This is a genomic window from Streptomyces sp. NPDC002044 (genome assembly GCF_040296725.1).
Lineage (GTDB): Bacteria > Actinomycetota > Actinomycetes > Streptomycetales > Streptomycetaceae > Streptomyces > Streptomyces antarcticus.
Genome location: NZ_JBEOXU010000093.1, coordinates 1 through 25,048, shown reverse-complemented (window position 1 = coordinate 25,048; position 25,048 = coordinate 1). Strand labels below are relative to the sequence as shown.

Here is a 25,048-nt window from a genome sequence, read left to right as displayed (position 1 = left end):
GGCCGTGGTTCGCGACCAGCGTCGGGGCGGGGCGGCGGCGGGGCAGCGGCACCGTGCCCTGGCCGCCGCGGGGGCCGTCGGGGCGGGAGGCGTCCGCGCGGGCGCCGTCGAGGCGGACCGGCCCCGTGGGGGCGAGCGGCTCGCGCTCGCCCTTGCGGGGGCCGCCGACCCGGTCGGACCGCCGGTCGGGGTGGCGCTCGCCGGTGTGCCGGGACTCGGTGGGCCGGTCGGTGGGCCGGTCGGCGAACCGCTCCGCGGGCCGGTCCACGGGCGGGCGTTCCGCCGGGCTCAGGCCGAGCAGGGCGCTGCGCGCGAGGCCGTTCGGCGGGGTCTCGTCGTCCAGCGTGGCCATGGCCGGGCGGCCGCCGACGCCGGTGAGTCCGGTGATCCCGGTGGTGGTGCCGTCCACGACGGCGGGGTCGTCGAGCCCGTCGAGGCCGAGTACCCCGAGCGGCGCCTCCAGCTCGACGGGGCCGCGCAGTTCGGCGGCCGGCAGGGCACGGCCGGAGGGGGCCCGTCCCACGGCGGGCGCGTTGCGCTCGGACGGGATCGCGCCGGGCCTGCCCGGCTTGCCAGGCTTCCCGGCCATGCCGGCGCCGACCCCGGCGTTCAGCCGGATGCCCGTGCCGTTGGTGTCGGGGGCCTCGGTCAGCAGGGCCACGGGGAGGAACACCACCGCGGTGGTGCCCCCGTACGGGCTGGGCTGGAGGACGACCTTGACGGCGTGGCGCTGCGCGAGGCGGCTGACGACGAACAGGCCGAGGCGGTCGGTGTCGGACAGTTCGAACTCGGGGGTCTCGGCGAGCCGGAGGTTCGCGTCGAGGAGCGCGTCCGGGTTCATGCCGAGGCCGCGGTCGTGGATCTCCAGGGTGAAGCCGTTGGCCACGCGTTCGCCGTGCACCTGGACCGCGGTGTGCGGCGGGGAGAACACGGTGGCGTTCTCCAGGAGTTCGGCGATGAGGTGGGTCACGTCCGCGACGGCGGGCCCGGCGATGCCCAGGCGCGGGAGCCGGCGCACCTCGATCCGCTCGTAGTCCTCGACCTCGGCGACGGCGGCCCGTACGACGTCCATCAGCTGGACGGGCTTGCGCCACTGGCGGGAGGGCGCGGCGCCGGAGAGGATCACCAGGCCCTCCGCGTGGCGGCGCATGCGGGTGGTCATGTGGTCGAGGCGGAAGAGGTCGGCGAGCTCCTCGGTGTCCTCGGTGCGGCGTTCCATGGTGTCGAGGAGGGTCAGCTGACGGTGCAGGAGCACCTGGTTGCGGCGGGCCAGGTTGACGAACACCTCGGAGACGCCGCGGCGCAGCTCGGCCTGCTTGACCGCGGCCTCGACGGCGGCGCGCTGGAGGGTGTTCAGGGCCTGGCCGACCTGGCCGACCTCGTCCTTCTCGTACTCCAGCCGGGGTGCCTCGGTCTCCACGTCCACGTGTTCGCCGGCGGCGAGGCGGCGCATGACGCCGGGCAGGCGGACGCCGGATGCCTCGTGGGCGTCCTTGCGGAGCCGGGACAGGTCGCGGATCAGCTCGCGGCCGATGCGCACGGACAGCACCAGGGAGACGATCAGCGCGATGAAGCCGAGGATGCCGGCCACGGCGGCCTGGAGCAGGACGTCCATGGCGACGGGCTCGACGCGCTTCTGGTAGCGGTCCCCGGCTTCGGTGCCCATGGTGGCGAGGTCGTCGAGGACCTTGGTGGCGGCGGCGTCCCACTGGGCGGCGGTGCTGCTGCGGGGGTTCTTGACCGCGCCGGCGTTGAGGAACCGTTCCTCCGCGTCGCGCAGCACCTTGGAGTCGGTGCCGGCCCAGTACCGCTCGAAGCGCTCGCGGTCGGCGGGCGGGAGGATCGCGAGGTTGAAGTCGTAGAGCAGGGCCCGGTTGGCGGCGAGGTCGGAGACGCGGCGCAGGTCGGCGGCGTTGACGCTGCGGGCGGCGAAGGCGGAGGCGACGAGGGCGTCCTCGCGGGACAGCGCCTCGCGGGCCCGGGTGATGCCGACGAGGGCGCGGCCCTGCTTGTCCATCTCGACGTTCTCCAGCGCGTGGAGGTTCATCAGGAACTCGTAGCAGGGATCGACGAGGCGGCCGTAGAACTCCAGGGCCTGGCCGGTGTCGAGGGTGTTCTGGTCGACGGAACGGCGGATCCCCTCGATGCCGTGGAACGCGGCGAGGATCGAGCGCAGGCGCTGGGCGTTCTGGGCGCTCAGCTCGTCGGTGACCTCGGGGTCACGGGCGCTCGCCCGGATCTCGTCGATCACCTCGTCGGTGGCGGACCGGCGCTTGGCCAGCTCGGCCGTGGCGGTGGAGGCGCGGGGGTCGCCGATCACGACGAGGGTCTGGCGGCGCTCCTTCTGGACGGCGCGGACGACGTCCTCGATGGGATAGCCCACCTTGTCGATGACGTACGCGACATCGAGCAGTTGAACGGCCTGACGGCCGGTGATGACCGTCGCGAAGCCCCAGAGGGCTGTCAGGGAGATGAGCGGCACAAGGAGCAACGCCACGATCTTCCGGCGGATGGATTTCCCGCGAAAGCGCATGGCCTCCCCAGCCTCCCCCAGCTCAACCCCGTTACGGGGAGTCGGTGTTCCGTCATTTAAACGGCGTGAGCCTACTACTGCCGGGCGACAGCATCGAAGGCGCGTCCGGACGTTTTCGGCCTGACCTCTGGATGAAGATCACGAGTTGTCCGATACCTCCGGCCAAGAGTGGTGCGATATGCGGCAGATGACACCTGGTGGGGCGTCAGTCCCCGCAATCGGATGGATGGCTGGAATTGTTCGTTCCGCAATCGACGGGGCCCTGGGGTGTCCGCGATGCGGGAATCTCTCGATCGCGCCGGACGTCTTCCTCTTCGAGCGGGCACGTTGGGGTAGACGTGAAGCAGGCATGGCGGACCGCGCGGTGGGGAGTGAGCGGACCATGAGCAGGTACGAGGAGAGAGCCGTCGGCGACGGCCCGGAGGTCCGGGCGCGCGGGCTGTGGGTGGAGGAGCCGGCCCGCAAGCCCCGGATGCCGGATCCGGTGCGGACGTCGGCGGTGCGGGCGGTGCTGATCGTGGCCGTGACGCTGACCCTGGCGACGGTCGCCTTCTTCCTCACGCTGACCACCTCCTGGCTGGCCTTCCCGATGGCGCTGTGCGCGATCGCGGGGACCATCGTGGCCACGTGGGGCGTGCTGGACGTGTGGATCACCCGGCAGATGTGGAACCAGCGGTACGGGGTGGTGTCGGAGCCGAGCAGCACGGCGCGGCGCCGCCGCCGGGAGGCCCGCAGGGCCGAGCGGGCGGCGGCGCGCGAGCCGGGCCCGGGGCGCGTGTCCCGGGACGACGGGCCCCTGACGGCGTTCGGCCGGCGTTAGAGGCGCCCCGGGGCCCGCCGGACGGTGCGGCCCCGTGCCCGGGAGAAGCCACCCAGTGCCGCGGAGAAGCCCCGCCGTGCCGGGGAGAGGCCGCCCCGTGCCGGGGAGAGGCCCCGCGTCGAAACGGAGCCCGGGGCTCAGTTGCGCCGGAACATGCGCGTGGCCGTGATCTCCCCGTGGATGGCCTCCCCGTCCGGCGACTGCTGCGGCAGACCCGGGCGGAGGTGCTCCTCGACGCTGATGTACTTCAGGCCCGCCCGCAGGTCCGCGTCGTTGCGCAGGCGGATGACCAGCGGGAATTCGGCGAGCGCCGTGGTGTCGAACAGGCCGGTGGTGTACAGCAGCTGGACGCCGAGCGCGTCCGAGACGGCCCGCTGGAGCTCCAGCAGGTACGTGGCGTTCGCGCGCCCGATCGGGTTGTCGAGGAACAGGGTGCCCGCGTGGCGGTGCTTGTCCCGGCCGCGGTCGTTGCTGCGCAGCGCGGCCATGGTGCAGTACAGCGCGATAGCCGCGGTGAGCAGCTGGCCGCCGGAGAAGACGTCACCCATCTGGCCGACCGGTACCCGCTCGGCGCGCAGCACCGCGTCCGGCTTGAGGATCTCGACGGAGATCCCCTTGGGCTCCAGCGCCGCCTGTACGCCCCGCAGCAGCAGCGACATGCCGTCGCGGCGGCCCTCGCCGAAGGAGGCGGTGCTGTTCTTCCGCACGGCCGTACGGGTGGCCTCGTCGATGACCTCGCCGAGCCGTTCGCTGAGGGTGGCCTGGTCGGGCTCCTCGAAGCGGATGCGCAGGAACTCCTGGCCCGACCACTCCCCCAGGCCCTCGGGGAGCTGGGAGAGCCGCTGGGCGGAGCGCAGGGTGGCCAGGGCGGATTCGACCAGGCCGCGCAGCCGGTCGACGATGCTGTCCCGGTTGCGCTCCAGCTGGGCGAGCTCGTCGGTGAGGACGCGCAGCCGGGGTGCGAAGGCCGTGGCCCAGGCCGCCGCGTGTTCGGGCAGGGCGGAGGCGGGCAGTTCGCGGATCTGCTGGCGCGCGGGGGTGCGTACCTGCTCGTAGCGGGTGGCGTTGGCGTGGCGGACGAGGATGTCGCTCGCCTCCCGTACGGCGGCCTCCGCGGCCGACAGGTCGGCCGCGCAGCCGCGCAGGGAACGGCGGGCCTCGGCCGCCGACTGGCGGGCCTCCTCCAGGGTGCCGCGGTGGGGCACGGGTTCCTGGTCGTCGTCCGGGTGGGTGTGGTCGCGCAGGAGGTCCCGCAGCAGGGCCGCGGTCTCCTCGAAGCCTCCGGCGCCGTCCTCGGCGGTGCGGTGGGAGCGCAGCAGGTCCGCGTGGGCGGAGCGGGCGCCTTCCACGGCGGCGGTGTGGGCGGCGAGCTGGGCGGTGGCCGTGCGCAGCAGGGCCTGGGCCTGCTCGACATCGACGGGGACCAGGTCCTCGGACAGTTCGGTGTGGGCCTCGCCCTCGGCGGGGGCGTGCCGCTCGGCCTCGCCGCGCAGCCGGCCGAGTTGCTCGCTCGCGGCGGACGCGCGGGTCTCCAGCATCTGTACGAGGGATTCGGCGCGGGCGGCGGCGGCCTGGCGGGAGGGGCCGTCGGCGCCGTCGGTGCCTTCGAGGAGCTGGGCGGCTCGGGTGCGGACCTTGTTGGTGAGCCGGTCGAGTTCGGCGAGGGCGGCGCTCTCGTCGCTCTCGGCGCGGGCCTGTTCGGCGCGCAGGTCGGCGCCGACGCCGACCTTCTCGTAGAGCTGGGAGGCGGCTCGGTAGGCCTCGCGGAGGTCGGGCAGGGGCGCCTTGGGCGTGCCGTCGTCCTGCGGGAGGGGGTCGGGCGCTCCGGCGATCTCGGCGCGTTCGGCCCGCAGCGCGCGGGCGGTGCGGCGGGCGTCGTCGGCGGCGCGCTGGGTGGCGCGGCGGTCCTCGTCGGCGGCGCGGGCGCGGTCGAGGCAGGCTTCGGCGCGCGCCTCGGACTCGGCGGCCTCGTCGGCGAGTTCGCGGACCCTGGCCTGCCAGCCGGCGCGCTCGCGCAGCCGGTAGGCGAGGCCGGCCAGGGCGTCGGCGACGCGGCGGGCGCGCTGGGCTGCGTCCTGGCGCTCGTCCCGTACGCGGGTGGCGTCGGCGGCGGCCTCGTCGGCCTCGGCGCGTACGGTACGGGCCTCCGCGAGCTCGGCGTCGGTCTCCTCGGCGAACGCCCGGGCGGCCCCGGCCTGCCGGGCGAGTTCGGTGAGGCGGCCGGGCGGGCATCCGGTGCGCCAGGAGTTCAGGCGGGCGGCGAGCTCGCGGTCCCCGGAGAGGCGGGCGGCGAGGTCGCGGATCTCGGTGTCGCGGGCGGTGGCGCGGGTGCGCAGCGCCTGGCGCTCCTCGTCGGCGGCGTGTTCGTCGTGCATGGCCGGGTTCGGCGGGACGAGGAAGACGGCCGTGTCGGTGTCGCCTGCCGGGGGCACGGGGGCGAGCAGGGCGGCGGCGGTGCCGACGGCGACGGTGGAGCGGGGCAGCAGGGCCGCCTGGGAGAGGACCTCGCGGGCGCGGCTGTGCGTGTCGGGGTCGGTGATGACGACGCCGTCGACGAGTTCGGGGCGGGCGGCGAGGACGGCGGCGTGGTCGACGGGGTCCACGGACTGGGCGAGGTAGCGCCAGCCGGGGAGGGCGGGGATGCCGTGTTCGCCGAGGTGTTCGACGGTGGCGAGGACGTCGGGGCCGGGCGGCAGCAGCCCGCCGTCGCCGAGGGCGCCGAGGATGCGGGAGTCGTCGGCGGCGGCGGTGCGCAGGTCGAACAGCTGGCGTTCCGCGGAGGCGACGGCGCCGGTGAGCAGTTCGCGCAGGTCGTCGGCGCCCCGGTCGAGGTCCTCGGCGGTGAGGCCGCTCTCCGCTCCGGCCGGCGCCGTACGGGAGGCGGCGGCCGCGGCGCCGGGGTGCTCCGGGGCGGCGCGCGGGCCGGGCACCGCCGGGCCGGGCAGCGCGGCGTCCGCGCCCGGGGGGAGGCCCAGGAGGTCGGCCAGGCGGGGGGCTTCGGCGAGCGCGGCGGCCGTACGGTGCTCCGCCGCGTGGGCGCTCTCGGCGGCGTCGGCGGCGTCGGCGGCGCGGGCGGCGGTCAGCTCGGCGCGGGATTCGACGGCGGCGGCGTCGCGGGCGGCTTCGGACGCGGTACGGGCGGCGTCGCGGGCCTCGTCCCAGGCGGCCACCGCGCTCGTCTCGGCGTCGGTGGCGGCCAGGGCGGCGCGGGCCGGGTCGGCGTCGGGGGCGGTGTCGTCGAGCCAGCCGGCGCGCACCGCCTCCGCGGTCTCCTCCTGGACCTCGCCGAGGCGGGCCCGCAGGTGCTCGGCCTCGCTGCGGGCGCGCTGGGCGGCGGTGGCGGAGGCGGTGGCGTCGCGGTGGGCGGCCTCGCCGGTGGCCTGGAGCTCGGCGGAGCGCTCCTCCTCCTCGTTGGCGAGGCTCTCGCCGTGCTCGGCGGCCGTGTGCAGGGCCCGTACGAGTTCGCCGGCGGCGGTGGCCCGGGCGGCGAGCGCGGGGGCGGCGTCCCGCTCGGCCTCCAGGATCGCGGACGCGACGCGGGCGGAGCGGTCGGCGGCGGCGCGGTGGCGCAGGACGTTCTCGGCGGCCTGCCAGGCGGCGTGCAGGGTGCGGGCCTCGATGAGTTCGCGGCGCTGGGCGGCGGCGGCCTTGTCGGCGACGGTCAGCGCCAGCGAGGCGTGCCGGTAGGCGAGTTCGGCGGAGACGGCGGCGCTGCGGGCGCGGGCCGATTCGGCGGCGGTGACCTCGTGGGCGGCGCCGGTGACCCGCTGGGCGAGGTCGGCGGCGCGGCCGCGCTCCTCGCCGGCGCGGGCGGACAGCCGCCGGGCGAGGGTGCGTGTGCGGCGTTCGGCGCCCGCGTGGACGTCACGCTGCCGGGAGCGGGTCCCGGCGGCCTCGACGATGCGGGTGAGCAGGTCCACGGAGCCCGCGGTGAAGTCGCGTTCGGCCATGAGCTCGGCGCGGCGGCCCAGCTTGTTGCCGAAGCCGTGGACGAGGTCGGCGAGGCCGTCCGTGTCGCGGGTGTCGGTGACGGCACGCAGCAGCAGGTCGGTGAAGTCGGAGTCCTTCTTGACCGCGAAGAGGCCCGCGGCCTCGCCCTCGTCGGCGTTCATCTCGCGCTGGTAGCGGAAGAGTTCGGGGTCGAGGCCGAGGTCGGTGAGGTGCTCGTTCCAGCGGTCGTGGATCTCCTCGAAGCAGACCTCGAGGTGCGGGTATGCCTTGCCGGCCTCGGTCAGGGCGTCGCGGAAGCCCTTCATGGTGCGGCGGCGGCCCTGGGCCCCGGAGACGCCCTCGACGGGCGGGCCTACGGAGGTGGCCTCGGCGACCGGGAGGTTGTCGAGGCTGAGACCCGGTCCGGGGCGGAAGGAGTACCAGGTCTCGGCGAACTTGCGGGGGTCGCCCGAGACCTGGCGGCCGCGCCACTCGCTGACCTTGCCGACGACGACGCACTCGCCGGTCTGGGTGTGCTGCCACTCCAGGGCCACGTGCCCGCAGTCGTCGGCGAGGAGGAACTTGCGCAGGACGCCGGAGCTGGCGCCGCCGAGGGTGTTGCGGTGGCCGGGGAGCATCACCGAGAAGATCAGCTTGAGGAGGACGGACTTGCCGCCGCCGTTCTCCAGGAAGAGCACGCCGGCGGGCGCGGGGCGGCGCGGCGGGCCGGTGGGCTCCTCTTCGAAGAACTCCGCCTGGGCGGGCGCCGGGTGGGGCACCGGCTGGCCGACTCCGCGCAGGTCGAGCACGGTGTCGGCGTAGCGCGCGCCGGCGGGCCCGATGGAGTAGAGGCGGATCCGGGACAGCTCGTACATGGCGGCGGACTCTCGTGGTCTCTCGTGGGTCGTACGGAGGGCGGGGGTGCTCGGGGGCGGCGCGGCTCAGGCGTGGAAGGGGAGTCCCGCGTCGGCGGCGAGTTCCAGGTCGTCGCCCTCGGGCGGCGGCAGGAGGGTGGCGGAGCCGTCGCTGACGGGTACCACGCCCAGCTCCAGGAGTTCGGCCATGGCCGCGCTGCCCGCCATGTCGCGGACCTGGAGCTGGTAGCGGGGGGTGGTGCGGTAGGTGCCTCCGGCCTCGTCACCGGTGCGCTGGAGGAATCCGGACTCGGTGAGGAAGGCCGCGGCCTTGCCGACGATGCCGGTGGTGGATCCGGCGAGGCGGCGGGCGTCCTTGGTGGCGCCGGTGGAGCTGCGGCGGGCGTAGACGCGCCAGGCGGCCTCCAGGCCGGGGGCGTCGGTCGCCGGGTCGGTGTTCTCGCCGAGTTCCCCGGCGCGCTCCTCAAGGCGGCGGCAGGTCTGCCGGACGAAGGCGTCGACGCCGTTGACGGTGATGCGGCCGATGTAGCCGTCGTCGGCGAGGTCCTCGGGGCGGGGGAAGGCGAGGGCGGCGACGGCGAGGTGGGCCAGGCCGTGCAGGAACCGGTCGGCGGAGTCGGCGGCGGTGCGGCGGGCGTAGTCGCCCATGCGGACGGCGAAGACGGAGTCCTCGTCGGCGGCCACCGCCATGCCGGCCCGCGCGGACACCTCCAGGACGACGAGCCCGAGGCCGGTGGCGATGGCGTCGGCGAGGCGTCCGAAGCCGGGGTCCTCGCGGTAGCGGCGGAGCAGCTCGGCGTACTCGGCGTCTCGGGCCGGGAGCAGCTTCGGCTGCAGCCCGAAGGAGACGAGCCGGGCGGCGTCGGCAGCGTCGGCGGGGGTGACGGCGGGCGCGTGGGCGGGCGCGACGAGAGCCGACGGCGCGTCGGGCTCGCTCCACGCGGGGTGCTCGGCGTGGTGGTCGCTCACGGGTACGTCTCCTCGGCGGTGCGGTGGGCGGCGGAGCCGCCAGGGGCGGTACGGGTGCGGTGCGCGGCGGAGCCGGGGCGGGGGCCTGGGGCGGTGGGGGTGCCGGGTCCGGGCGCGCGCCGGGGCGTCTCCTCGGGTGCCGAACGTGACGGGCAGCCGAAGAGCGGGGCCGAACCGTGTTCGGCACCCTGCGGGGAGCGCCCCGGCACGCACCCGGACCCGGCCGGCGGCCGTGCCGGCGGGGTCACGCCGCCTCCGCTCGGTCGGCGGCCATGCCGGCGGCGTCGAGGAGGGCGGTGCCGACGATCAGGTCGGCGCCGCCGAACTCGGCGTCCTCCAGCCGGGTGCCGTCGTCCACCGCGAAGAGCAGCCGCTCCTCGCCCTGGCGGTAGGCGGTGCCGACGGCGGGGCTCGCCGCGTGGACGGCCAGCAGGGCCACCAGGTACGGCAGGTCGGGGTCGCTGCGGCGGGCCTCGGCGAGCAGCCCGGACAGGCGGCGGGGCGCGTCGTGCGGGAGGTCGAGGAGCCGCATCGCGGCGGCGAGCTGTTCCTCGCTGAAGCGGCTGTCGTCGGGGGTGGCGATGAGGTCCGGCTCGGGCATCTCCACGCCGAGGTGCTCCCGCTCCACGGGCGGGGTGAGCAGGATCTCGACCAGGTCCCCGACCCGGACGGAGACCGGGGTGCGCAGGCCGGCGCCGGACGCGAAGAAGGCGTCGGTGACCCGCCGGGCCCGCTCCAGCGGGAGGGGCAGCAGCGGGGCCACGAGCTGACCGTACAGGTCGATGCCGGAGCGCGGCGCGGGGGCGGCGAACGCCTGGCGGTCCTGTTCGGCGCGGAACAGCGGGCCGGCGTCCAGCAGCCGCGACTGGAGCTGGGTGTGGCGGCGGATGCAGTCCTTGACGATGTCGACGAGCTCGGCGGCGCGGCGCTTGTTCTCCGGTTCCTCGGCCTCGTCGCGGGCCTTGCGGATGTTCGTGAGGATCGCGTTCTCGTGCCGGTAGCGGTCGGCGACGTGGTCGAGGGCTTCCGCGATCATGTCGGGGACGGCCTCGAGCCAGTCCACGGCCCGGACGTTGCGCCGGGTGGCGTCGAGGGTCCGGCGCAGGGTCTCGGCGTACTGGACGGTCCGGTAGCGGGCCTGCTCGGCGGCGAGCTGGGCGTCCGCGAGCCGGCCGCGGCTGATCAGGACCTCCAGCTTGACCTCGGCGGCGATCTGGGCGCTGGTGACGTCCGTGTCGAGGGCGCCGACCAGGACGTTGACGGCCTCGTCGGTGGTGCGCAGGTAGACGGCGCCGCCGTGGCCGAGGACCTCTTCGATCAGCTTGAAGTCGTAGTCGCGGCGGACGTAGGCGCCGTCGGGGCCGAAGGTGCCGTAGATGGCGCGGAAGCCGCGGTCCACGCTGCCCACGTTGATCAGGTTCTCCAGCACCCAGCGGACGACCCGCTCGTGCTCGGCCGCCGGGCGGGCGGGGGCCTGGGCGGCGACGCGCGGGAGCAGCCTGGTCACTATCTGCTCGTGGTCGGCTCCGGTGTCGAAGTCCATGTTGAGCGTGACCATGTCGATCGCGGCGAGCGCGACCTCCGCCATCGCGTAGACCCCGTACTCGCCGGCCAGATTGGCCTTGCGTACGTCGAGGTCGTGCAGCGGGGCGGTGCAGGCGAGGGCGCGCAGCCGACGGGCCAGGCCCTCGTCGGCGGCCGGGCCCGGCGCCGGGGACGGAAGGGTCTTCGCCGGGGCGGGGAGAGTCACGCGCAAAGACTAGGCGCTGACCCTGACAACAACCCAAACGGCATGGTTCGGCCGGATCGTCCCCGGCGGGCGGGAACCGGAGGCGGGGCCGGGCGGGACCAAGCGGGCGACGGGCGAGAACCGGGCGGACGCCCGGCGGGAACACGGCGGGAACCCGGGTGGAAAGGCGCCCGGGGCGGTGTCGCGCCCGCCCGCCGCATTCACACGTCCGCCGTTCTACGCTCAGCGCATGGCTTCCATGATCACACCTCCGGCGGCGGCGATCGACCTCAACGCCGATCTCGGCGAGGGCTTCGGGCGCTGGACGCTGACCGACGACGAAGCGCTGCTGTCGGTCGTCACCAGCGCCAACGTCGCCTGCGGCTTCCACGCCGGGGACCCGTCCATCATGCGGCGGGTCTGCGAACTGGCCGCGGAGCGCGGCGTACGGATCGGCGCCCAGGTCTCCTACCGCGATCTGGCGGGCTTCGGCCGGCGCTCCATGGACGTGCCGGCCGGTGAACTCGCGGACGAGGTGGCCTATCAGATCGGGGCGCTGGAGGTGTTCGCGCGGGCGGCCGGTTCCACGGTGTCGTACGTGAAACCGCACGGTGCGCTCTACAACCGCACCGTGCACGACGCCGGCCAGGCCGCCGCGGTCGTCGCGGGCGTCCGCCTGGCGGCCGCCGCCGGCGCCGGTGGCCTGCCGGTGCTGGGGCTGCCCGGATCGCTGCTGCTGGCGGCCGCCGCCGACGCCGGGCTGACCGCGGTGCCGGAGGCTTTCGCCGACCGCGCGTACACGGCGGCCGGGACGCTGGTGCCGCGCACCGAGCCGGGAGCGGTGCTGCACGACCCGGACGCCGTCGTGGCGCGGGCGGTGCGGATGGCCGCCGAGGGCGTGGTGACGGCCGCCGACGGCTCCGCCGTACCGGTCGCCGCGCGCTCGCTGTGCCTGCACGGGGACACGCCGGGGGCCGCGGACCTCGCCCGCCGCGTGCGCGACGCGCTGGGCGCCGCCGGGGTCGCGGTGGGGGCCTTCGCGTGAAGACGCTGGTGGTCGGCGCCGGGGCCCTGCTGGTGGAGGTGGGCTCGGACGCCGAGGTGGCGGCGCTCCACGCGGAGCTGCTGCGCCGCCGGGACGCGGGCGATCTGGGCGCCGTACGGGACATCGTGCCCGCGGCGCGGACGGTGCTGCTCGACGGCGTACGGGACCCGGCCGCGCTCGGGGCCCGCATCGCGCGCTGGCAGGTGCCCCCGCTCGCGGAGGCCGGGGGGCCGCTGGTGACCGTCCCTGTGCGCTACGACGGGCCGGACCTGGCGGAGGTGGCCCGGCGGTGGGGAGTGGCCCCCGGGGCGGTGCCGGGCATCGTCGGCGGCATCGGGTTCCGGGTGGCGTTCTGCGGGTTCGCGCCCGGGTTCGGCTACCTGACGGGGCTGCCGGAGCGGCTGCGCCTGCCCCGACGGGACACGCCCCGTACGGCCGTTCCGGCGGGCTCGCTGGCGCTGGCGGGTGAGTACGCGGGGGTCTACCCGCGCTCCTCCCCCGGTGGCTGGCAGCTGATCGGGACCGCGGACGCGGTGCTGTGGGACCCGGAGCGGGAACCGGCCGCGCTGTTCGCGCCCGGGGTGCGGGTGCGCTTCGAGGAGGCCGGCCGTGGCTGAGCTGGCGGTGGTGCGGCCGGGGGCCCTGACCACGGTGCAGGACGAAGGCCGCCCGGGCCACGCCCACCTGGGGGTCCCCCGCTCGGGGGCCCTGGACACGGCGGCCTACGCCCTGGCCAACCGGCTGGTCGGCAACCCGCCGGGCGCGGCCGTACTGGAGACCACCCTCGACGGGGTCGGACTGCGGGCCCTGGCGGCGGTGACGGTGGCCGTCACGGGCGCGCCCTGTTCCGTACGGGTCTCCGGGCGCCCGGCGGCCTGGGGGGCGCCGGTCCGGGTGCCCGCCGGGGCGGAACTGGAGGTGGGCCGCGCGGAGTCGGGACTGCGCGGCTACGTGGCGGTGCGGGGCGGCCTGGCCGTGCCGCCGGTCCTGGGCAGCCGCTCGGCGGACCTGCTGTCGGGCTTGGGCCCGCCGGTGCTGTCGGCCGGGGCGCTGCTCCCGGTGGGACCCGCGGGTCCCGATCCGGTGGCCGGGACGGCCCTCTGCCCGCTGCCCGGGGCTCCCGCGCGGCTGCTGCTGCCGCTGCGCCCGGGCCCGCGGGCGGACTGGTTCACGGAGGCTTCGCTCGCGGGGCTGTGGCGTTCGGTCTTCCGGGTGTCGCCGAGGTCCAACCGGATCGGGCTGCGCACGGAGGCCGGGACGCCGCTGGTGCGCGCCCGGCCGGGGGAACTCCCGAGCGAGGGCATGGTGCTGGGCGCGGTCCAGGTCCCGCCGGACGGCCTGCCGGTGGTGTTCCTGGCCGACCATCCGGTGACGGGCGGCTACCCGGTGGTGGGCGTGGTCCCGCCGGGCCCGGCCCTGGACGCGGCGGCCCAGGCCCGGCCGGGGGTCCCGGTGCGGTTCGTGCGGGCGGCGGGCCTGTCCGCGACGGCGGCGGCGCGCGCGGCGGGGACGGTCCGGTGAAACGCTTCGGGCCGCTCCGGCCAAGTACGGAGTGAGGGGGCCGACCGGGCTCCCGCCCAGGGGAGGAAACGGGTGCGCAGCCCACGACACGAGAACGGACCACCGGATCTCACCACGCCCGGGGGATTCGGGGCGTTCTACGAGGAGCACATCGACGCGGTACTGGGATTCGTCACCCGCCGCGTCGCCGACCCGCACGTCGCGGCGGACCTGACGGCCGACGTCTTCCTCGCCGCCATGGACTCGGCCTCCGGCTACCGGCCCGACCGGGGGGCGCCGGTCGCCTGGCTGTTCGGGATAGCCCGCAACGTCCTGTCGGGCCACGCCCGCGGGCTGGCCCGGGAGAGCGGCGCGCTGGCGCGGCTGAGCGGGCGCCGGCTGCTCGGCGACGAGGACGTCGCCGCGCTGGAGGAACGCATCGACGCCCAGCGGGCGTTCCGCGCCCTGGCCGAGCAGCACGCCGCCCTTTCCGAGCCGCTGCGCGCCGCCCTCGACCTGGTGGTGCTCGACCAGCTCACCCCGGCCGAGGCCGCGCGGGCCCTCGGCGTCACCCAGGCGACGGTCCGCGTCCGCCTGCACCGCGCCCGGCGCGCTCTGCGCGGATCGGGTCCGGCCCAGTACCCCGTCCGTGAAACCCACTTGGAGGTGGCCCGATGAACGGAGACAACCCGATGAACAGCAAGCCCCGCGCGTTCGAGGAGCGGCTCAAGGCCGAACTCCTGGCCATCGCCGCGGACCGGTACCCGGCGCCCGCCCCGGCCCGCTCCCGTGCGAGTCGGCTGCGCGTACCGCTCGCCCTCGGCGCGGTGGCGGCGACGGTCGCCGGGCTGGTCGCCCTGCCCGTCCTGGGAGAGCGGGGCGGTTCCTCTCCCGCGTACGCGGTGACGAAGGACGACGACGGCACGATCTGGATCAGGGTCGACCAGCGCAAGGAGGCCCTGCCGGGCCTGGAGCGGGCGATCCGCGCCATGGGCTTCGGCGTCGCCACCGTCGTGTCGAAGCCGGAGTGTTCCCCCGTGGACCGCGCCGGGCTACCCGGCCACGAGATCCCGGAAGAGGAGCTGCGCCGGCGCCCCCTCGATCCCCCCGTCCTCCCGCCCCACCAGGAGGTCAGAGGCGGCCCCGTACTGCTGAAGATCAATGCGGAAACGGTACCCGCGAGCCACACCGTCGTCATCGTCAAGCCCTCGTGGCACGAGGAGACGCGCCTGCACGAGATGCGCCTCCGCATCTTCGAGAAGTCGGCCATACCGAAGTGCATCCCCGATTTCGCGCGGCTCTCGGACCCCGCCGATCGGCCGTAGCTCTCGGACCCCGCCGGCACCGGCGGCACTGGCTCCGCCGAGTGACCGTCCCGGTCCGCCGCCGCCGGCCGGCGGCGGCGGACCCGGGGCAGGCGCGGCCGGCCGGGGTGCGTCCGGGTCCCGCCCCCGCGGGGCCCGTTTCCGGGGATCGCCCGGGTTGCTACACGGCGGACTCCGGGGTGATCCGGCTCCGCACGGCGGACTGTACGTCCTCTTCCTCGGCGGGGTCGGCCGCCAGGCGGCGCAGCCGGGGCGCGACGCGCGCGTCGGCCGTTTCGGCGTGGTGGGCGGCCACCTCACGGGTGGTCTCCTCGCAGTCCCACAGGCACTCGACGGCGAAGCCCGCCGCGAAGCAGGGGTCGGTGCTGGCGAGGGCGCGCGCCGTACGGCCGCGCAGGTGGGACGAGGAGGTCTCGCGGTAGACGTGGCGCAGCACCGGGGCCGCGCAGCCGATCGCGAGCCGGCCCGCCCCGTCGACCAGGGCGAACAGCCGCCGGTTGTCCGGGCCCGCGCCGCGGACCGTGGAGCGCAGGGCGCCCAGGACCAGGGTGGCGTCCTCGGCTCCGCCGCGGGTGGCGAGGGTGGCTCCGGCGGCCGCGCCGAGCTCGTCGGGCCGGTGGATCCAGCGCCGGGCCCGTTCGACGGCGGCGGGGCCGCACATGCGCTCGTAGGCGGCGACGGCGGGTTCGTCGGCGGCGGCTTCGATGAGGTCCAGTACGGCCGGGTTCTCCGGCTCGGCCAGGACCAGGTGGTGCAGGGCGGTGGCCCGGGCGGCCTCGCCCGAGGCTCCGGCGGCGGCCGCGAGGATCGCGGGGCGGTCCTCGGCCTGGGCCACGGCGGCGAGGCAGCGGGCGGCGGGGACGTGCAGCGGGGTACCGCGGCGCAGCCCGTCGGCGGCCCAGTCGAAGACGGCCTGGACGCCCCAGCCGGGCCGGGGCCCGCTCGGGGTCAGCTGGCGCTGCCAGCGGTCGAAGGAGCCCTGCTGCCGGGCGGCGCGCAAGCGCTCCCCGTACAGCGGTGACCCTTCCCACAGGCTCCAGGGGCGGGGCTCGTACGCGTCGCGGACGGCGGCTGCCAGCCGCGCCTCGCCTTCCGCCGTGGCGGGGAAGCGGGCGAGCACCGGCGCGCCCAGGGACCGCAGGCCCTCGTCGTCGTCGCGCAGGGCGAGCTCGTCCAGGGCCCAGGCCCAGTTCGCGCCGCGGGCGGCGTAGCGGCGCAGCAGCATGAGCGCGTCGTCGCGGCCGTACGAGGCCAGGTGGCCCAGCACGGACAGGGCGAGGCCCGTCCGGTGGTCCTCCTCGTCGAGGAGGTCGTCGGCGCCGAAGAGGTGGGCCTCGACGGGGCCGAGGGGGCCGTCGAGGTCCAGGTACAGGCGGGCGTAGTACAGGGAGCGGTTCTCGACCTGCCAGTCCTGGCGCGGATCGCGGAGCACGCACTCGTTGAGGGCGTCCAGGGCTTCTGCCCTGGGCGCCGCGAGAGCGTGCAGGGTGCCGTCGCCGCGGCCCCGCTGGAGGAGCCCGAGCAGGGTGCCGCTCGGCGCTATGACTGGTTCGAACATGGGAATGGCCTCAAATCAAGCTGGGGACGCAACCGGGAATCAAAATTCACAGGGCCGCGTAACAGCATGTGAGGACGTCCGCCGTCATGTTCCGCTCGATGTAGACCATTGCCTTCTCACTCTCGTCGGTGCTCCGGACCAGGGCGTCCGGGCCGGGCCCGGACACTCTGTGTGTCCTGCCCGCTTCTGCCCGTCCGCCGTGTTCGCGAATCGAATCCGTCGCCATGATGACCCAGTCGGTTTGTGCGCCGCGACCACATTTACGGCCGCCGTGACCAACCTGTGAGGTCCGCGACCGGCGGGACCGGACCGGGGCGCGGCAAAAAACGGACTACTTGGCTCCGAAGAGTTCCAGCAGGTCGGCCTTGGCGAACATGCGCGCCGTGTCCACGGCGGAGGGGGTCCCGGCGTTCGGGTCGGCCCCGCCGGCGAGCAGGGCGCGGATGACGGCCTCCTCGCCCTTGAAGACGGCGCCGGCGAGCGGGGTCTGGCCCCGGTCGTTCGCGCGGTCGGCCTCGCCGCCGCGGGCGAGCAGGGCCGTGACGGCCCCGGCGTGGCCGTGGTAGGCGGCGAGCATGAGGAGGGTGTCGCCGCGGTCGTTGGTGAGGTTCGCCGGGACTCCGGCGTCGAGGTACGCGGCGAGCGTCTCGGTCTCTCCCTGGCGGGCGAGGTCGAAGATCTTGGTGGCCAGCTCGATGACGTCCTCGTCGGGGCCGTCCTGGGAGCCGGAGCCGCCTTCGGTGTGCTCGCTCATCGCTCGTACCGCCTTTCGCTCGCTGTTCGCGCGCCCGTCCGGTGTACCGGGCCCGGGGCGGGCGGGCAGGGGGTGCACGGCGCTGCGTCCGTACGGGTGAATCGACAGGGTAGCGCCCGGACCTGCACATGGAGGGGCGGGGCCGAGGCAAAGATCACTCTTGCCCCCCTTCACTCCGGACGCGCCAGCCGGGGTGGGCCGGTCAAGTGAAAAAGTGGCGCATTCACCTATATGCACCTTTTGTCGCATTGATACTTGCTGTGAGCCTGGAAGAACTGATGGTGACTGTCCCCACCCACCAGGAGAAACCTCATGGTCCTGTCGATCTCAGGTGTCGTCCTACTCGGCATCATCGCCTTCCTGTTCTTCAAGAAGGACGGGATGAAGCTGACGCACGCGTTCGTGTGTGCGCTCTTCGGCTTCTTCCTCGCCGGCTCCGCCATCGCGCCGAGCATCACGGCGAGCACGGCCAGCCTCGCCGGGCTTCTCGGCGGGATCAAGCTCTAGGCCGCGTCGTCGAAGTCCCGTCTGGCCGACGGGGTCCGGCACGCGCGCACGCCGCGTTCTCGTCGTCGGTCGCCGATGCCCCGCATCGGCGCCCTCCGCCGCCGCGCGACCGCACGCACCCGGCCCCCGCCGGCCCCGCTCTGCGGGCGGCGGGCACCACTGCGACGGCGCTCCCCCGCCCGGCCACCGACGGCACAGGAACACCAGCCACACCCGAATCACCCGTCAGCACGACATCCAGGAGACGCCCGTGGCCCGGCGCCCACTTCCCCGCATCCTCAGCAGCGGCACGACGTCGCTGGCCCGGGGCCGCGACCTCGCCCGCACGGCCGCCGACAGCGCCACCGACGTCCTCCATCCGCTCCTCACCATCGGACGCGGCCTGCGCGTCCTGGCCTCCACCGGGCGGCGCAGATGGTCGCAGACGCCCAAGGACAAGCGTGGCCCCGCGCTGTTCCTCGCGGCCGCCTGCGTTCTCGTCGTCGCCCTCGTCCCCTACGGCCCGGCCCTCGCCCTGATCACCCTGATGGCGGCGGCGGCCTGGCAGGGACGCGACCGCACCCCGGCGAAGACCGGGCCCGGCGAAGCCGAGACCGAACGGCTCCGCTCCCTCTACGAAGCCCTCGTGCCGTACTTCTCCATCCCGGAGGACCCCAGCCCCCTCTTCACCCACGGCGGGGAGTGGGACAACGCCTTCAGCGGCTACGCGTTCGACGAGGCGGGCCGCGTCACCCGGCTGCGCATCCGCTACCCGGCCTACTTCACCGACGGCGAGGCCGCCGCACGGGCCCGGATCGAGGCCCTGCTGCACGCCAAGTCCGGGCGCGGACGGGAGTACCTCTTCGACTGGGACGAGGAGGGCAACCAGCTCGACCTGAGCGTGCTGGCGGCGCTGCCGACGGGCATCGCCGCCCAGCCGTTCGTGACCTCCCCCGGTGAGACCGTGCTCGGCTTCACCGACGCGGGCAGCGTGCAGCGGACCCTCCCCGTGCGGGACGGCGGCGACGAACCGCGCGACGTGCCTCCGGTGCTCTGGCGCACCGGCCCCCGTTCCACCGAGCCCCACCTGCTGGCCGTCGGGCAGCCCGGCGCGGGCACCTCCAGCCTGCTGCGCTCGATCGCCCTGCAGGCCCTGCGGCACGGGGGCGACGTACTGATCGTGGAGGGCGGCGGCAGCGGCGAGTACTCCTGCCTGTCCGGGCGGGCCGGCGTCCTCGCCGTGGAATGCGGGCCGACCGGGGCGCTGGCCACCCTGGAATGGGCCGCCCAGGAGACCGAGCGGCGGCTCATCGCCACCCACCGGGCCCGCGAGGCGGGCCGGCCGGCCCCCGAGGACACCCGGCGCCCGCTGTGGATCCTGCTGGACCGGCCCAGCGTGCTGGCGCACCTCGCGGCCGCGGACGGCCGTCCCGACCCGCTCGCCCAGCTCCAGGTGCCGCTGCGGCACGGCCGCGCCGCGCACATCACGGTCGTGGTCGCCGAGCAGTTCGACCACCTGGAGCTGCTGAACGACGCCGTCTGGCAGCACACCCGGGCCCGGGTCGTCCTGGGACCGGCCGCCATCCAGCAGATCACCGACGTACTGGGGCTCCCCCCGCACACCACCCCGACGGCCCAGGTGCCCCCGGGCCGCGGGTACGCCCGGCTCGGCACCGGTCCCGTCCACCGGCTCCAGGTGCCTGCCACCCCGGACCCGTACGACGACGCGACGCACCCGGCCCAGCGGCAGGCGGTGCTGGAGCTGCTGCCCGGCCGCGAGCCGGCGGCCCCGGGCGACACCGCCGACGGTGACACCGCGGGCGGCGCCCACGGCACGCTGACGAGGCCGCTCCCGGGACAGCCCGAACCCCCGGAGCCGGGATCGGGGTCCTCCTTCGACGCCTCGGAGATCCCGGAGGTACCGGCCGAGGCACCGTGACGGCGCGGGGCTCCGTGCCACCGGCCCCGTTCCACCGGCCGCGCGCTCCCGGCCCCGCGCTCCCGGCTACGCCACGAACGTCCGCGGCGGCTCCGCGCCGCTGCCGCCCGCGCCCGTGCCGACGAGCCGGGCCGCCGCCGCCAGCCGGGCGGCGGCCTCCTCGGCCACCGGGCCGCCCACGGTGAACGGCAGCCGGACGTACCCCTCGAAGGCCCCGTCCACCCCGAAGCGGGGGCCCGACGGCACCCGTACGCCGACCCGCTCCCCCACCTCCGCGAGCCGGGAGCCGGAGAGGCCCCCCGCCCGCGCCCACAGGGTGAGCCCGCCCCGCGGAACCGTGAACTCCCAGTCCGGCAGCTCCCGGCGCACGGCGGCGACCAGGGCGTCCCGGTTGTCCCGGGCCTGGTCGCGGCGGATCCCGACGGCCTCCCGCCAGCCCCCGGTCCGCATCAGCCAGTTCACCGCGAGCTGCTCCAGCACCGGCGTGCCGAGGTCGGCGTAGGCGCGCGCGGCGACCAGGCTCCGGATCACGTCGGGTGCCGCGCGGACCCAGCCGATCCGCATGCCCGCCCAGAAGGCCTTGCTGGCGGACCCGACGGTCACGACCGTGCTGCCGCCCGGGTCGAACGAACAGACCGGCCGGGGCATCTCCAGGTCCGGATCGAGCTGGAGCTCGATCATGGTCTCGTCGGCGATCAGGACGGTCCCGGCCGACCGGGCGGCCTCCACCATGGCGCGGCGCTGGTCCTCCGAGGCCAGGGCCCCGGTCGGGTTGTGGAAGTCGGCGACGACGTAGGCCAGGCGCGGCGCCGAGTCGCGCAGCACCTGGCGCCAGACGTCCATGTCCCAGCCGGAGAGCCCGCCCGCCATCGCCACGGGCACGAGGCGGACGCCGGCGGCGCGCATGAGCTGGAGGATGTTGGCGTAGGACGGGGACTCGACGGCGATCCGCTCCCCGCGCCCCGCGAAGAGGCTGCAGATGGCGTCGATGGCGCCCATCGCCCCGGTGGTGACCATGATCTGCTCGGGCATGGTGGGAATGCCCTGCTCGGTGTACCGGTCGGCGAGCATCCGGCGCAGCGCGGGGAGGCCCGCCGGATAGTCCCCGTGGGTGTGGGCGTACGGCGGGAGTTCTTCGAGCGCGCCCTGTACGGCCTTGGTGAGCCACGGCTCGGGGGCCGGCAGCGCGGCGCAGCCGAGGTCGATCATCGAGCCGAGGGACTCGGGCGGCAGCGGCTCCAGCCCGCGGGCGGGCAGCGGGTTCCCGGCGGGTGCGGACGTCCAGCTGCCGGCGCCCCGGCGGGATTCGAGGAACCCCTCCCCGCGCAGGGCCTCGTACGCGGCGGCGACGGTGGTGCGGCTCAGCGAGAGGGCGACGGCCAGCTCGCGCTCGGCGGGAAGCCGGGCGGCGACCGGGACCCGGCCCTCCAGGACGAGCAGCCGGATCCCGTCGGCCAGGGTGCGGTACGCGGGCGGCTTGCGGGTGCCGGGGACCGCCGTCCGCTCCTGCTGGGAGGTGATGAGGCGGGCCAGCTGGGCGGCGCCGACCGCCGAGGTCCATTCGGCCATTGCGTCCGGTCCACCTTCGTCGGATTGGCCTGGGCCAAGGGGCCGCGGGCCGGGATTGGATTGCTGACTGCCGCCCCAGGGTGTCACGCGCCGGTCCACTCGTGCCAGAGGGGTGCCGCGCGGCGCCTCCCCCGTGGCCACGCGGCCGGCGGGGGCCGGCGGTCGGCCCGGCCCCCGGCCCGGCCGCTCCCGCCCCGCTCGCCCGGCCGCTCCCGCCCCGCCGGGCGGGAGCGTGCATACTGCCGCCGTGACGCACGTACGCCTTCGCCACCCGTATCTGGACCACCCCGCCCCGATCCCCTTCGCGCACCGGGGCGGGGCCGCGGACGGGCTGGAGAACACCGCCGCCGCCTTCCGCCGGGCCGCCGCCGCGGGCTACCGGTACTTCGAGACCGATGTGCACGCCACGGCCGACGGGAAGCTCGTCGCCTTCCACGACCCCACGCTGGACCGGGTGACCGACCGGCGCGGGCGCATCGCCGAACTGCCGTGGGCGCGGGTCCGCGAGGCGCGGGTGGCCGGCACCGAACCGCTGCCGCTGTTCGAGGAGCTGCTGGAGGAGTTCCCGGACGCCCGGTGGAACATCGACGTCAAGGCCGAGTCGGCGCTGATCCCGCTGGTCGACCTGATCGCGCGGGCCGGCCTCTGGGACCGGGTCTGCGTGGGGTCCTTCTCCGAGGGCCGGGTGGCCCGGGCGCAGCGCATCGCCGGCCCCCGGCTGGCCACCTCGTACGGCGTCCGCGGGATCGTCGGCCTGCGCCTGCGCTCGTACGCGATCCCGGCGGCCCTGCGCGTCGGGGCGGTGGCGGCGCAGGTGCCGGAGACCCAGGCGGGCGTCCGTGTCGTCGACCGGCGCTTCGTGCGCACCGCGCACGAGCGGGGGCTCCAGGTGCACGTGTGGACCGTGAACGAACCGCAACGCATGGAGGCGCTCCTGGACCTGGGCGTCGATGGCATCATGACCGACCGGATCGACATCTTGCGCACGGTGCTGGACCGGCGCGGGGCCTGGGCCTGACCGCCTCACCGGCCGCGCGCGGGCCCCGGCGGGCCGCAGCGGTACGGCATCAGCGAGGGGGCACCAGATGAGTGCGCGGACGACGGACACGACGGAGCCCGGGCCCGAGGACGGCGGTGCGCGGGCGGCGGTCGACACCGCCGCCGCCGCCCGCAAGCGCGAACAGCACGGCTGGTACTTCTACGACTTCGCCTGCTCGGTGTACTCGACGAGCGTGCTCACGGTGTTCCTCGGCCCGTACCTGACGGCCGTCACCAAGGCCGCCGCGGACGCCGGGGGGTACGTCCACCCGCTGGGGATCCCGGTCCGGGCCGGGTCCTTCTTCGCGTACTCCGTGTCCCTCTCGGTGATCGTGGCCGTTCTGGTCATGCCCTTGGCGGGCGCGGTCGCGGACCGCACCGGCCGCAAGAAGCCGCTGCTGGCGGTCGCCGCGTACACCGGGGCCGCCGCGACGGCCGGCATGTTCTTCCTCGACGGCGACCGCTACCTGCTGGGCGGGCTGCTGCTGATCGTCGCCAACGCCTCGCTGGCCGTGTCGATGGTCCTGTACAACGCGTTCCTGCCGCAGATCGCCACGCCCGACGAACGGGACAGCGTGTCCTCCCGCGGCTGGGCCTTCGGGTACACCTCGGGGGCGCTCGTGCTCGTACTGAACCTGGTGCTGTACCAGGGCCACGACTCCTTCGGCCTCTCCGAGGGCACGGCGGTACGGATCTGTCTGGCCTCGGCGGGCGTGTGGTGGGGGGCCTTCGCGCTCATCCCGCTGCGCCGGCTGCGGGACCGGGCGGTGGTCCGGGAGAAGGGGGCGGACCCGGCGGTCAGCGGCTGGAAGCAGCTCGTCGCCACGCTGAAGGACATGCGCCGCTATCCGCTGACCCTGTCGTTCCTGCTGGCGTACCTGATCTACAACGACGGGGTGCAGACGGTCATCTCCCAAGCCTCCGTCTACGGCTCGGAGGAGCTGGAACTGGACCAGACGACGCTGATCGTGGCGGTCCTGCTGGTGCAGGTCCTGGCGGTGGCCGGCGCACTGGGCATGGGCCGGCTGGCCCGCGTCTACGGCGCCAAGCGGACGATCATGGGCTCGCTGGTCGCCTGGGCGGTGACCCTGGCGGCCGGATACTTCCTTCCGGCCCGCACACCGGTGTGGTTCTTCGCCCTCGCCGCGATGATCGGACTGGTCCTGGGCGGCAGCCAGGCGCTCTCGCGCTCCCTTTTCTCGCACCTGGTTCCGGCGGGCAAGGAGGCCGAGTACTTCTCGGCGTACGAGGTGAGCGACCGCGGGGTGAGCTGGGTGGGACCGCTGGTGTTCGGCCTGACCTACCAGGTCACGGGAAGCTACCGGGACGCGATCATCTCGCTGGTGGTCTTTTTCGCACTGGGTTTCGTGCTCCTCGCGCGAGTGCCGGTGCGGCGCGCGGTGGAGGCGGCAGGCAATCCTGTACCCGCACGCATCTGAGGACGCTCCGCGCACACCGCCGATCCGGATTCACGAACGAATTCCGAACGAATTTAGACGTTGAAGCAAAGGGCCGGTAGTGTACGCCTTTGGCCTGCCAGGCGGACCGTTACTGCGCGCTCGAAAGAGACGACGTTGGGTGACATCTGCTGCCAGATGTGACAAAACGGGCATTGGTGGGTACAACAAGGGGCGGTACGACGGGCGACGCATCACCCGGAGCGGGAATCTATACCGCCGGCCGGACGTTGACCGGATGACGACGACAGCGACACCTGTCCTGTGGGCGACAAGCCCGGGAGGCACGATTCATGAGTGAGCGAGCTCTCCGCGGTACGCGCCTCGTGGTTACCAGCTACGAGACGGACCGCGGCATCGATCTGGCCCCGCGCCAGGCGGTGGAGTACGCATGCCAGAACGGACATCGATTTGAGATGCCGTTCTCGGTTGAGGCAGACATTCCGCCGGAGTGGGAGTGCAAGGCGTGCGGCGCCATGGCACTCCTGGTGGACGGGGACGGGCCCGAAGAGAAGAAGGGCAAGCCCGCGCGAACGCACTGGGACATGCTCATGGAGCGACGCACCCGCGAGGAGCTGGAGGAAGTGCTTGCCGAAAGGCTTGCGGTCCTCCGTTCCGGCGCCATGAACATTGCCGTGCATCCGCGGGACAGCCGCAAGTCCGCCTGACAGCCGGACGAAGCACGACACAATCCGAGGGGCCCCGCCACACAGTGTGGCGGGGCCCCTCGGCTTTCCTTCGTGTGCGGGATCCGTGTCCCGGCGGGAGCGGCCGGCGTCGTCCGCCGTCTCGGGTCGTGGCCGGGCCCTACGGGGCGAGCGGCGGACGGTCCGAGGTGCCGGGGCCCTGGTGTTCCGGGCCCGGCCGGTCATCACGGATGACCTCGCCCTGGACGACCTTGCCGTCCGGCTGGTGGATGCGCGCCTGCTGGAAGGCGTCGCCGAAGCTGCCCGCGGGCGCGGAGGCCATCTTGCGCTCCAGCGAACGGGCCGCGCGGCGGCCGATCCACGCCCGGACGGGCGGGAGCAGCAGGATCAGGCCCGCCGCGTCGGAGATCAGGCCCGGCATCATCAGGAACAGGCCCGCCAGCATGGTGAGCCCGTTGCCCCGGCCGGGCTGCTGCGGGGTGGGCTGCACGCCCTGCTGAGCCTGCTGGAAGGTCTCCGTCAGGTTCTTGAAGGCACGCCGCCCGGCCCGCTTGATGACCACCGCGCCGAGGACCATCCCGCCGGCGAGCAGCGCGGCGACGGTCAGGCCGCCGGCCGCGCCCGCGACCAGGGTGAGCAGCCAGATCTCCAGGATCAGCCAGGCGGCGATGGCAAGGGGTACGAAGGTACGGGCGGGCGAGCGCCGCCGGGGGGCCGTCGAAGTGGGAACGCCGGTCGTCATACCACCATTGTGCCTGGGCCGGAGTAAAAGCGGCCTCACCCAGGCCGCCGACCGGGGGGCCCCCGCCACCGCGGCGCCCGCCACCTTCTCCTCCGGGGCTCCGGCGGCCGCGGCGGCGAACCCGTTCGACGA

At 75.1% G+C, this 25,048-nt stretch carries 19 protein-coding genes; 11 read left to right on the top strand and 8 right to left on the bottom strand.

Annotated features, from left to right (window positions below):
* A partial coding sequence (locus tag ABT106_RS21890) for a sensor histidine kinase (protein WP_502979447.1) occupies positions 1-2,497 on the bottom strand: 2,497 nt, incomplete at its 3' end.
* A 418-nt stretch (positions 2,498-2,915) separates the two neighbouring features.
* Between ABT106_RS21890 and ABT106_RS21885 the strand changes: the two genes are divergently transcribed.
* Entirely contained in the window at positions 2,916-3,353 is a 438-nt protein-coding gene (locus ABT106_RS21885; RefSeq protein WP_351279877.1) for a hypothetical protein, read from the top strand.
* Positions 3,354-3,490: 137 nt separating this feature from the next.
* Here the strand turns inward: ABT106_RS21885 and ABT106_RS21880 are convergent, their stop codons facing one another.
* From ABT106_RS21880 to ABT106_RS21870, 3 genes are all read right to left on the bottom strand, one after another.
* Positions 3,491-8,158: a coiled-coil domain-containing protein gene (locus ABT106_RS21880; RefSeq protein ID WP_351279874.1), complete on the bottom strand. Its 4,668-nt coding sequence runs from the start codon at positions 8,156-8,158 to the stop codon at positions 3,491-3,493.
* Positions 8,159-8,224: 66 nt separating this feature from the next.
* Complete coding sequence (locus tag ABT106_RS21875) at positions 8,225-9,127, bottom strand: hypothetical protein (RefSeq protein WP_351279872.1); 903 nt, start codon at positions 9,125-9,127, stop codon at positions 8,225-8,227.
* A gap of 244 nt (positions 9,128-9,371) precedes the next feature.
* Complete coding sequence (locus ABT106_RS21870; protein WP_351279870.1) at positions 9,372-10,877, bottom strand: hypothetical protein; 1,506 nt, start codon at positions 10,875-10,877, stop codon at positions 9,372-9,374.
* Between the two features lie 238 nt (positions 10,878-11,115).
* Between ABT106_RS21870 and ABT106_RS21865 the strand changes: the two genes are divergently transcribed.
* From ABT106_RS21865 to ABT106_RS21845, 5 genes are all read left to right on the top strand, one after another.
* Positions 11,116-11,901, top strand: coding sequence for a LamB/YcsF family protein (locus ABT106_RS21865; RefSeq protein WP_351279882.1), 786 nt, complete (start codon positions 11,116-11,118; stop codon positions 11,899-11,901).
* Positions 11,898-12,518 carry a 5-oxoprolinase subunit B family protein gene (locus ABT106_RS21860; protein WP_351279867.1) on the top strand — a complete coding sequence of 207 codons (621 nt, stop codon included), beginning with the start codon at positions 11,898-11,900 and terminating at the stop codon, positions 12,516-12,518. Before ABT106_RS21865 ends, ABT106_RS21860 begins: the two co-directional genes overlap by 4 nt.
* 1 nt (position 12,519) lies before the next feature.
* Entirely contained in the window at positions 12,520-13,422 is a 903-nt protein-coding gene (locus tag ABT106_RS21855; RefSeq protein WP_502979448.1) for a 5-oxoprolinase subunit C family protein, read from the top strand.
* 72 nt (positions 13,423-13,494) lie between these two features.
* Positions 13,495-14,079 carry an RNA polymerase sigma factor gene (locus tag ABT106_RS21850; protein ID WP_351279863.1) on the top strand — a complete coding sequence of 195 codons (585 nt, stop codon included), beginning with the start codon at positions 13,495-13,497 and terminating at the stop codon, positions 14,077-14,079.
* Positions 14,076-14,726, top strand: coding sequence for a hypothetical protein (locus ABT106_RS21845; protein ID WP_351279861.1), 651 nt, complete (start codon positions 14,076-14,078; stop codon positions 14,724-14,726). The genes ABT106_RS21850 and ABT106_RS21845 overlap by 4 nt, the downstream gene beginning before the upstream one ends.
* A gap of 160 nt (positions 14,727-14,886) precedes the next feature.
* On the opposite strand, the gene ABT106_RS21840 is transcribed toward ABT106_RS21845, so the two are convergent.
* Positions 14,887-16,284, bottom strand: coding sequence for a HEAT repeat domain-containing protein (locus ABT106_RS21840; protein WP_351279858.1), 1,398 nt, complete (start codon positions 16,282-16,284; stop codon positions 14,887-14,889).
* 331 nt (positions 16,285-16,615) lie between these two features.
* Positions 16,616-17,038: an ankyrin repeat domain-containing protein gene (locus ABT106_RS21835; RefSeq protein WP_351279856.1), complete on the bottom strand. Its 423-nt coding sequence runs from the start codon at positions 17,036-17,038 to the stop codon at positions 16,616-16,618.
* A gap of 312 nt (positions 17,039-17,350) precedes the next feature.
* Here ABT106_RS21835 and ABT106_RS21830 point away from each other — a divergent pair, with 312 nt between their 5' ends.
* Positions 17,351-17,545, top strand: a complete 195-nt coding sequence (locus ABT106_RS21830) for a hypothetical protein (protein WP_219665506.1) — start codon at positions 17,351-17,353, stop codon at positions 17,543-17,545.
* A gap of 250 nt (positions 17,546-17,795) precedes the next feature.
* Positions 17,796-19,463, top strand: a complete 1,668-nt coding sequence (locus ABT106_RS21825) for a hypothetical protein (RefSeq protein ID WP_351279853.1) — start codon at positions 17,796-17,798, stop codon at positions 19,461-19,463.
* Positions 19,464-19,529: 66 nt separating this feature from the next.
* Here the strand turns inward: ABT106_RS21825 and ABT106_RS21820 are convergent, their stop codons facing one another.
* On the bottom strand, positions 19,530-21,032 hold the full coding sequence (locus ABT106_RS21820) for an SCO1417 family PLP biosynthesis transcription factor (RefSeq protein WP_351279850.1): 1,503 nt from the start codon (positions 21,030-21,032) through the stop codon (positions 19,530-19,532).
* Positions 21,033-21,279: 247 nt separating this feature from the next.
* On the opposite strand from ABT106_RS21820, the gene ABT106_RS21815 reads away from it, so the two are divergent.
* The 3 genes from ABT106_RS21815 to ABT106_RS21805 all read left to right on the top strand — a co-directional run bounded on the left by ABT106_RS21815 (position 21,280) and on the right by ABT106_RS21805 (position 24,195).
* Positions 21,280-22,050, top strand: coding sequence for a glycerophosphodiester phosphodiesterase family protein (locus ABT106_RS21815; protein ID WP_351279847.1), 771 nt, complete (start codon positions 21,280-21,282; stop codon positions 22,048-22,050).
* A 67-nt stretch (positions 22,051-22,117) separates the two neighbouring features.
* Positions 22,118-23,509, top strand: coding sequence for an MFS transporter (locus ABT106_RS21810; RefSeq protein WP_351279845.1), 1,392 nt, complete (start codon positions 22,118-22,120; stop codon positions 23,507-23,509).
* 311 nt (positions 23,510-23,820) lie between these two features.
* Positions 23,821-24,195 (top strand): RNA polymerase-binding protein RbpA, encoded by a 375-nt coding sequence (locus ABT106_RS21805; protein WP_031146696.1) that lies wholly within the window; start codon positions 23,821-23,823, stop codon positions 24,193-24,195.
* A 139-nt stretch (positions 24,196-24,334) separates the two neighbouring features.
* Here the strand turns inward: ABT106_RS21805 and fxsA are convergent, their stop codons facing one another.
* A complete protein-coding gene (fxsA, locus tag ABT106_RS21800; RefSeq protein WP_351279842.1) occupies positions 24,335-24,916 on the bottom strand; it encodes an FxsA family membrane protein in 582 nt (193 codons plus the stop codon).
* Between the last annotated feature and the right edge of the window lie 132 nt (positions 24,917-25,048).

Excerpts from the sequence above, each read along its gene's own strand:
- fxsA (WP_351279842.1), bottom strand. The coding sequence starts at position 24,916 with ATGACGACCGGCGTTCCCACTTCGACGGCCCCCCGGCGGCGCTCGCCC.
- ABT106_RS21840 (WP_351279858.1), bottom strand. The coding sequence starts at position 16,284 with ATGTTCGAACCAGTCATAGCGCCGAGCGGCACCCTGCTCGGGCTCCTC.
- ABT106_RS21835 (WP_351279856.1), bottom strand. The coding sequence starts at position 17,038 with ATGAGCGAGCACACCGAAGGCGGCTCCGGCTCCCAGGACGGCCCCGAC.
- ABT106_RS21830 (WP_219665506.1), top strand. The coding sequence starts at position 17,351 with ATGGTCCTGTCGATCTCAGGTGTCGTCCTACTCGGCATCATCGCCTTC.
- ABT106_RS21865 (WP_351279882.1), top strand. The coding sequence starts at position 11,116 with ATGATCACACCTCCGGCGGCGGCGATCGACCTCAACGCCGATCTCGGC.
- ABT106_RS21820 (WP_351279850.1), bottom strand. The coding sequence starts at position 21,032 with ATGGCCGAATGGACCTCGGCGGTCGGCGCCGCCCAGCTGGCCCGCCTC.
- ABT106_RS21810 (WP_351279845.1), top strand. The coding sequence starts at position 22,118 with ATGAGTGCGCGGACGACGGACACGACGGAGCCCGGGCCCGAGGACGGC.
- ABT106_RS21885 (WP_351279877.1), top strand. The coding sequence starts at position 2,916 with ATGAGCAGGTACGAGGAGAGAGCCGTCGGCGACGGCCCGGAGGTCCGG.
- ABT106_RS21845 (WP_351279861.1), top strand. The coding sequence starts at position 14,076 with ATGAACGGAGACAACCCGATGAACAGCAAGCCCCGCGCGTTCGAGGAG.
- ABT106_RS21805 (WP_031146696.1), top strand. The coding sequence starts at position 23,821 with ATGAGTGAGCGAGCTCTCCGCGGTACGCGCCTCGTGGTTACCAGCTAC.
- ABT106_RS21880 (WP_351279874.1), bottom strand. The coding sequence starts at position 8,158 with ATGTACGAGCTGTCCCGGATCCGCCTCTACTCCATCGGGCCCGCCGGC.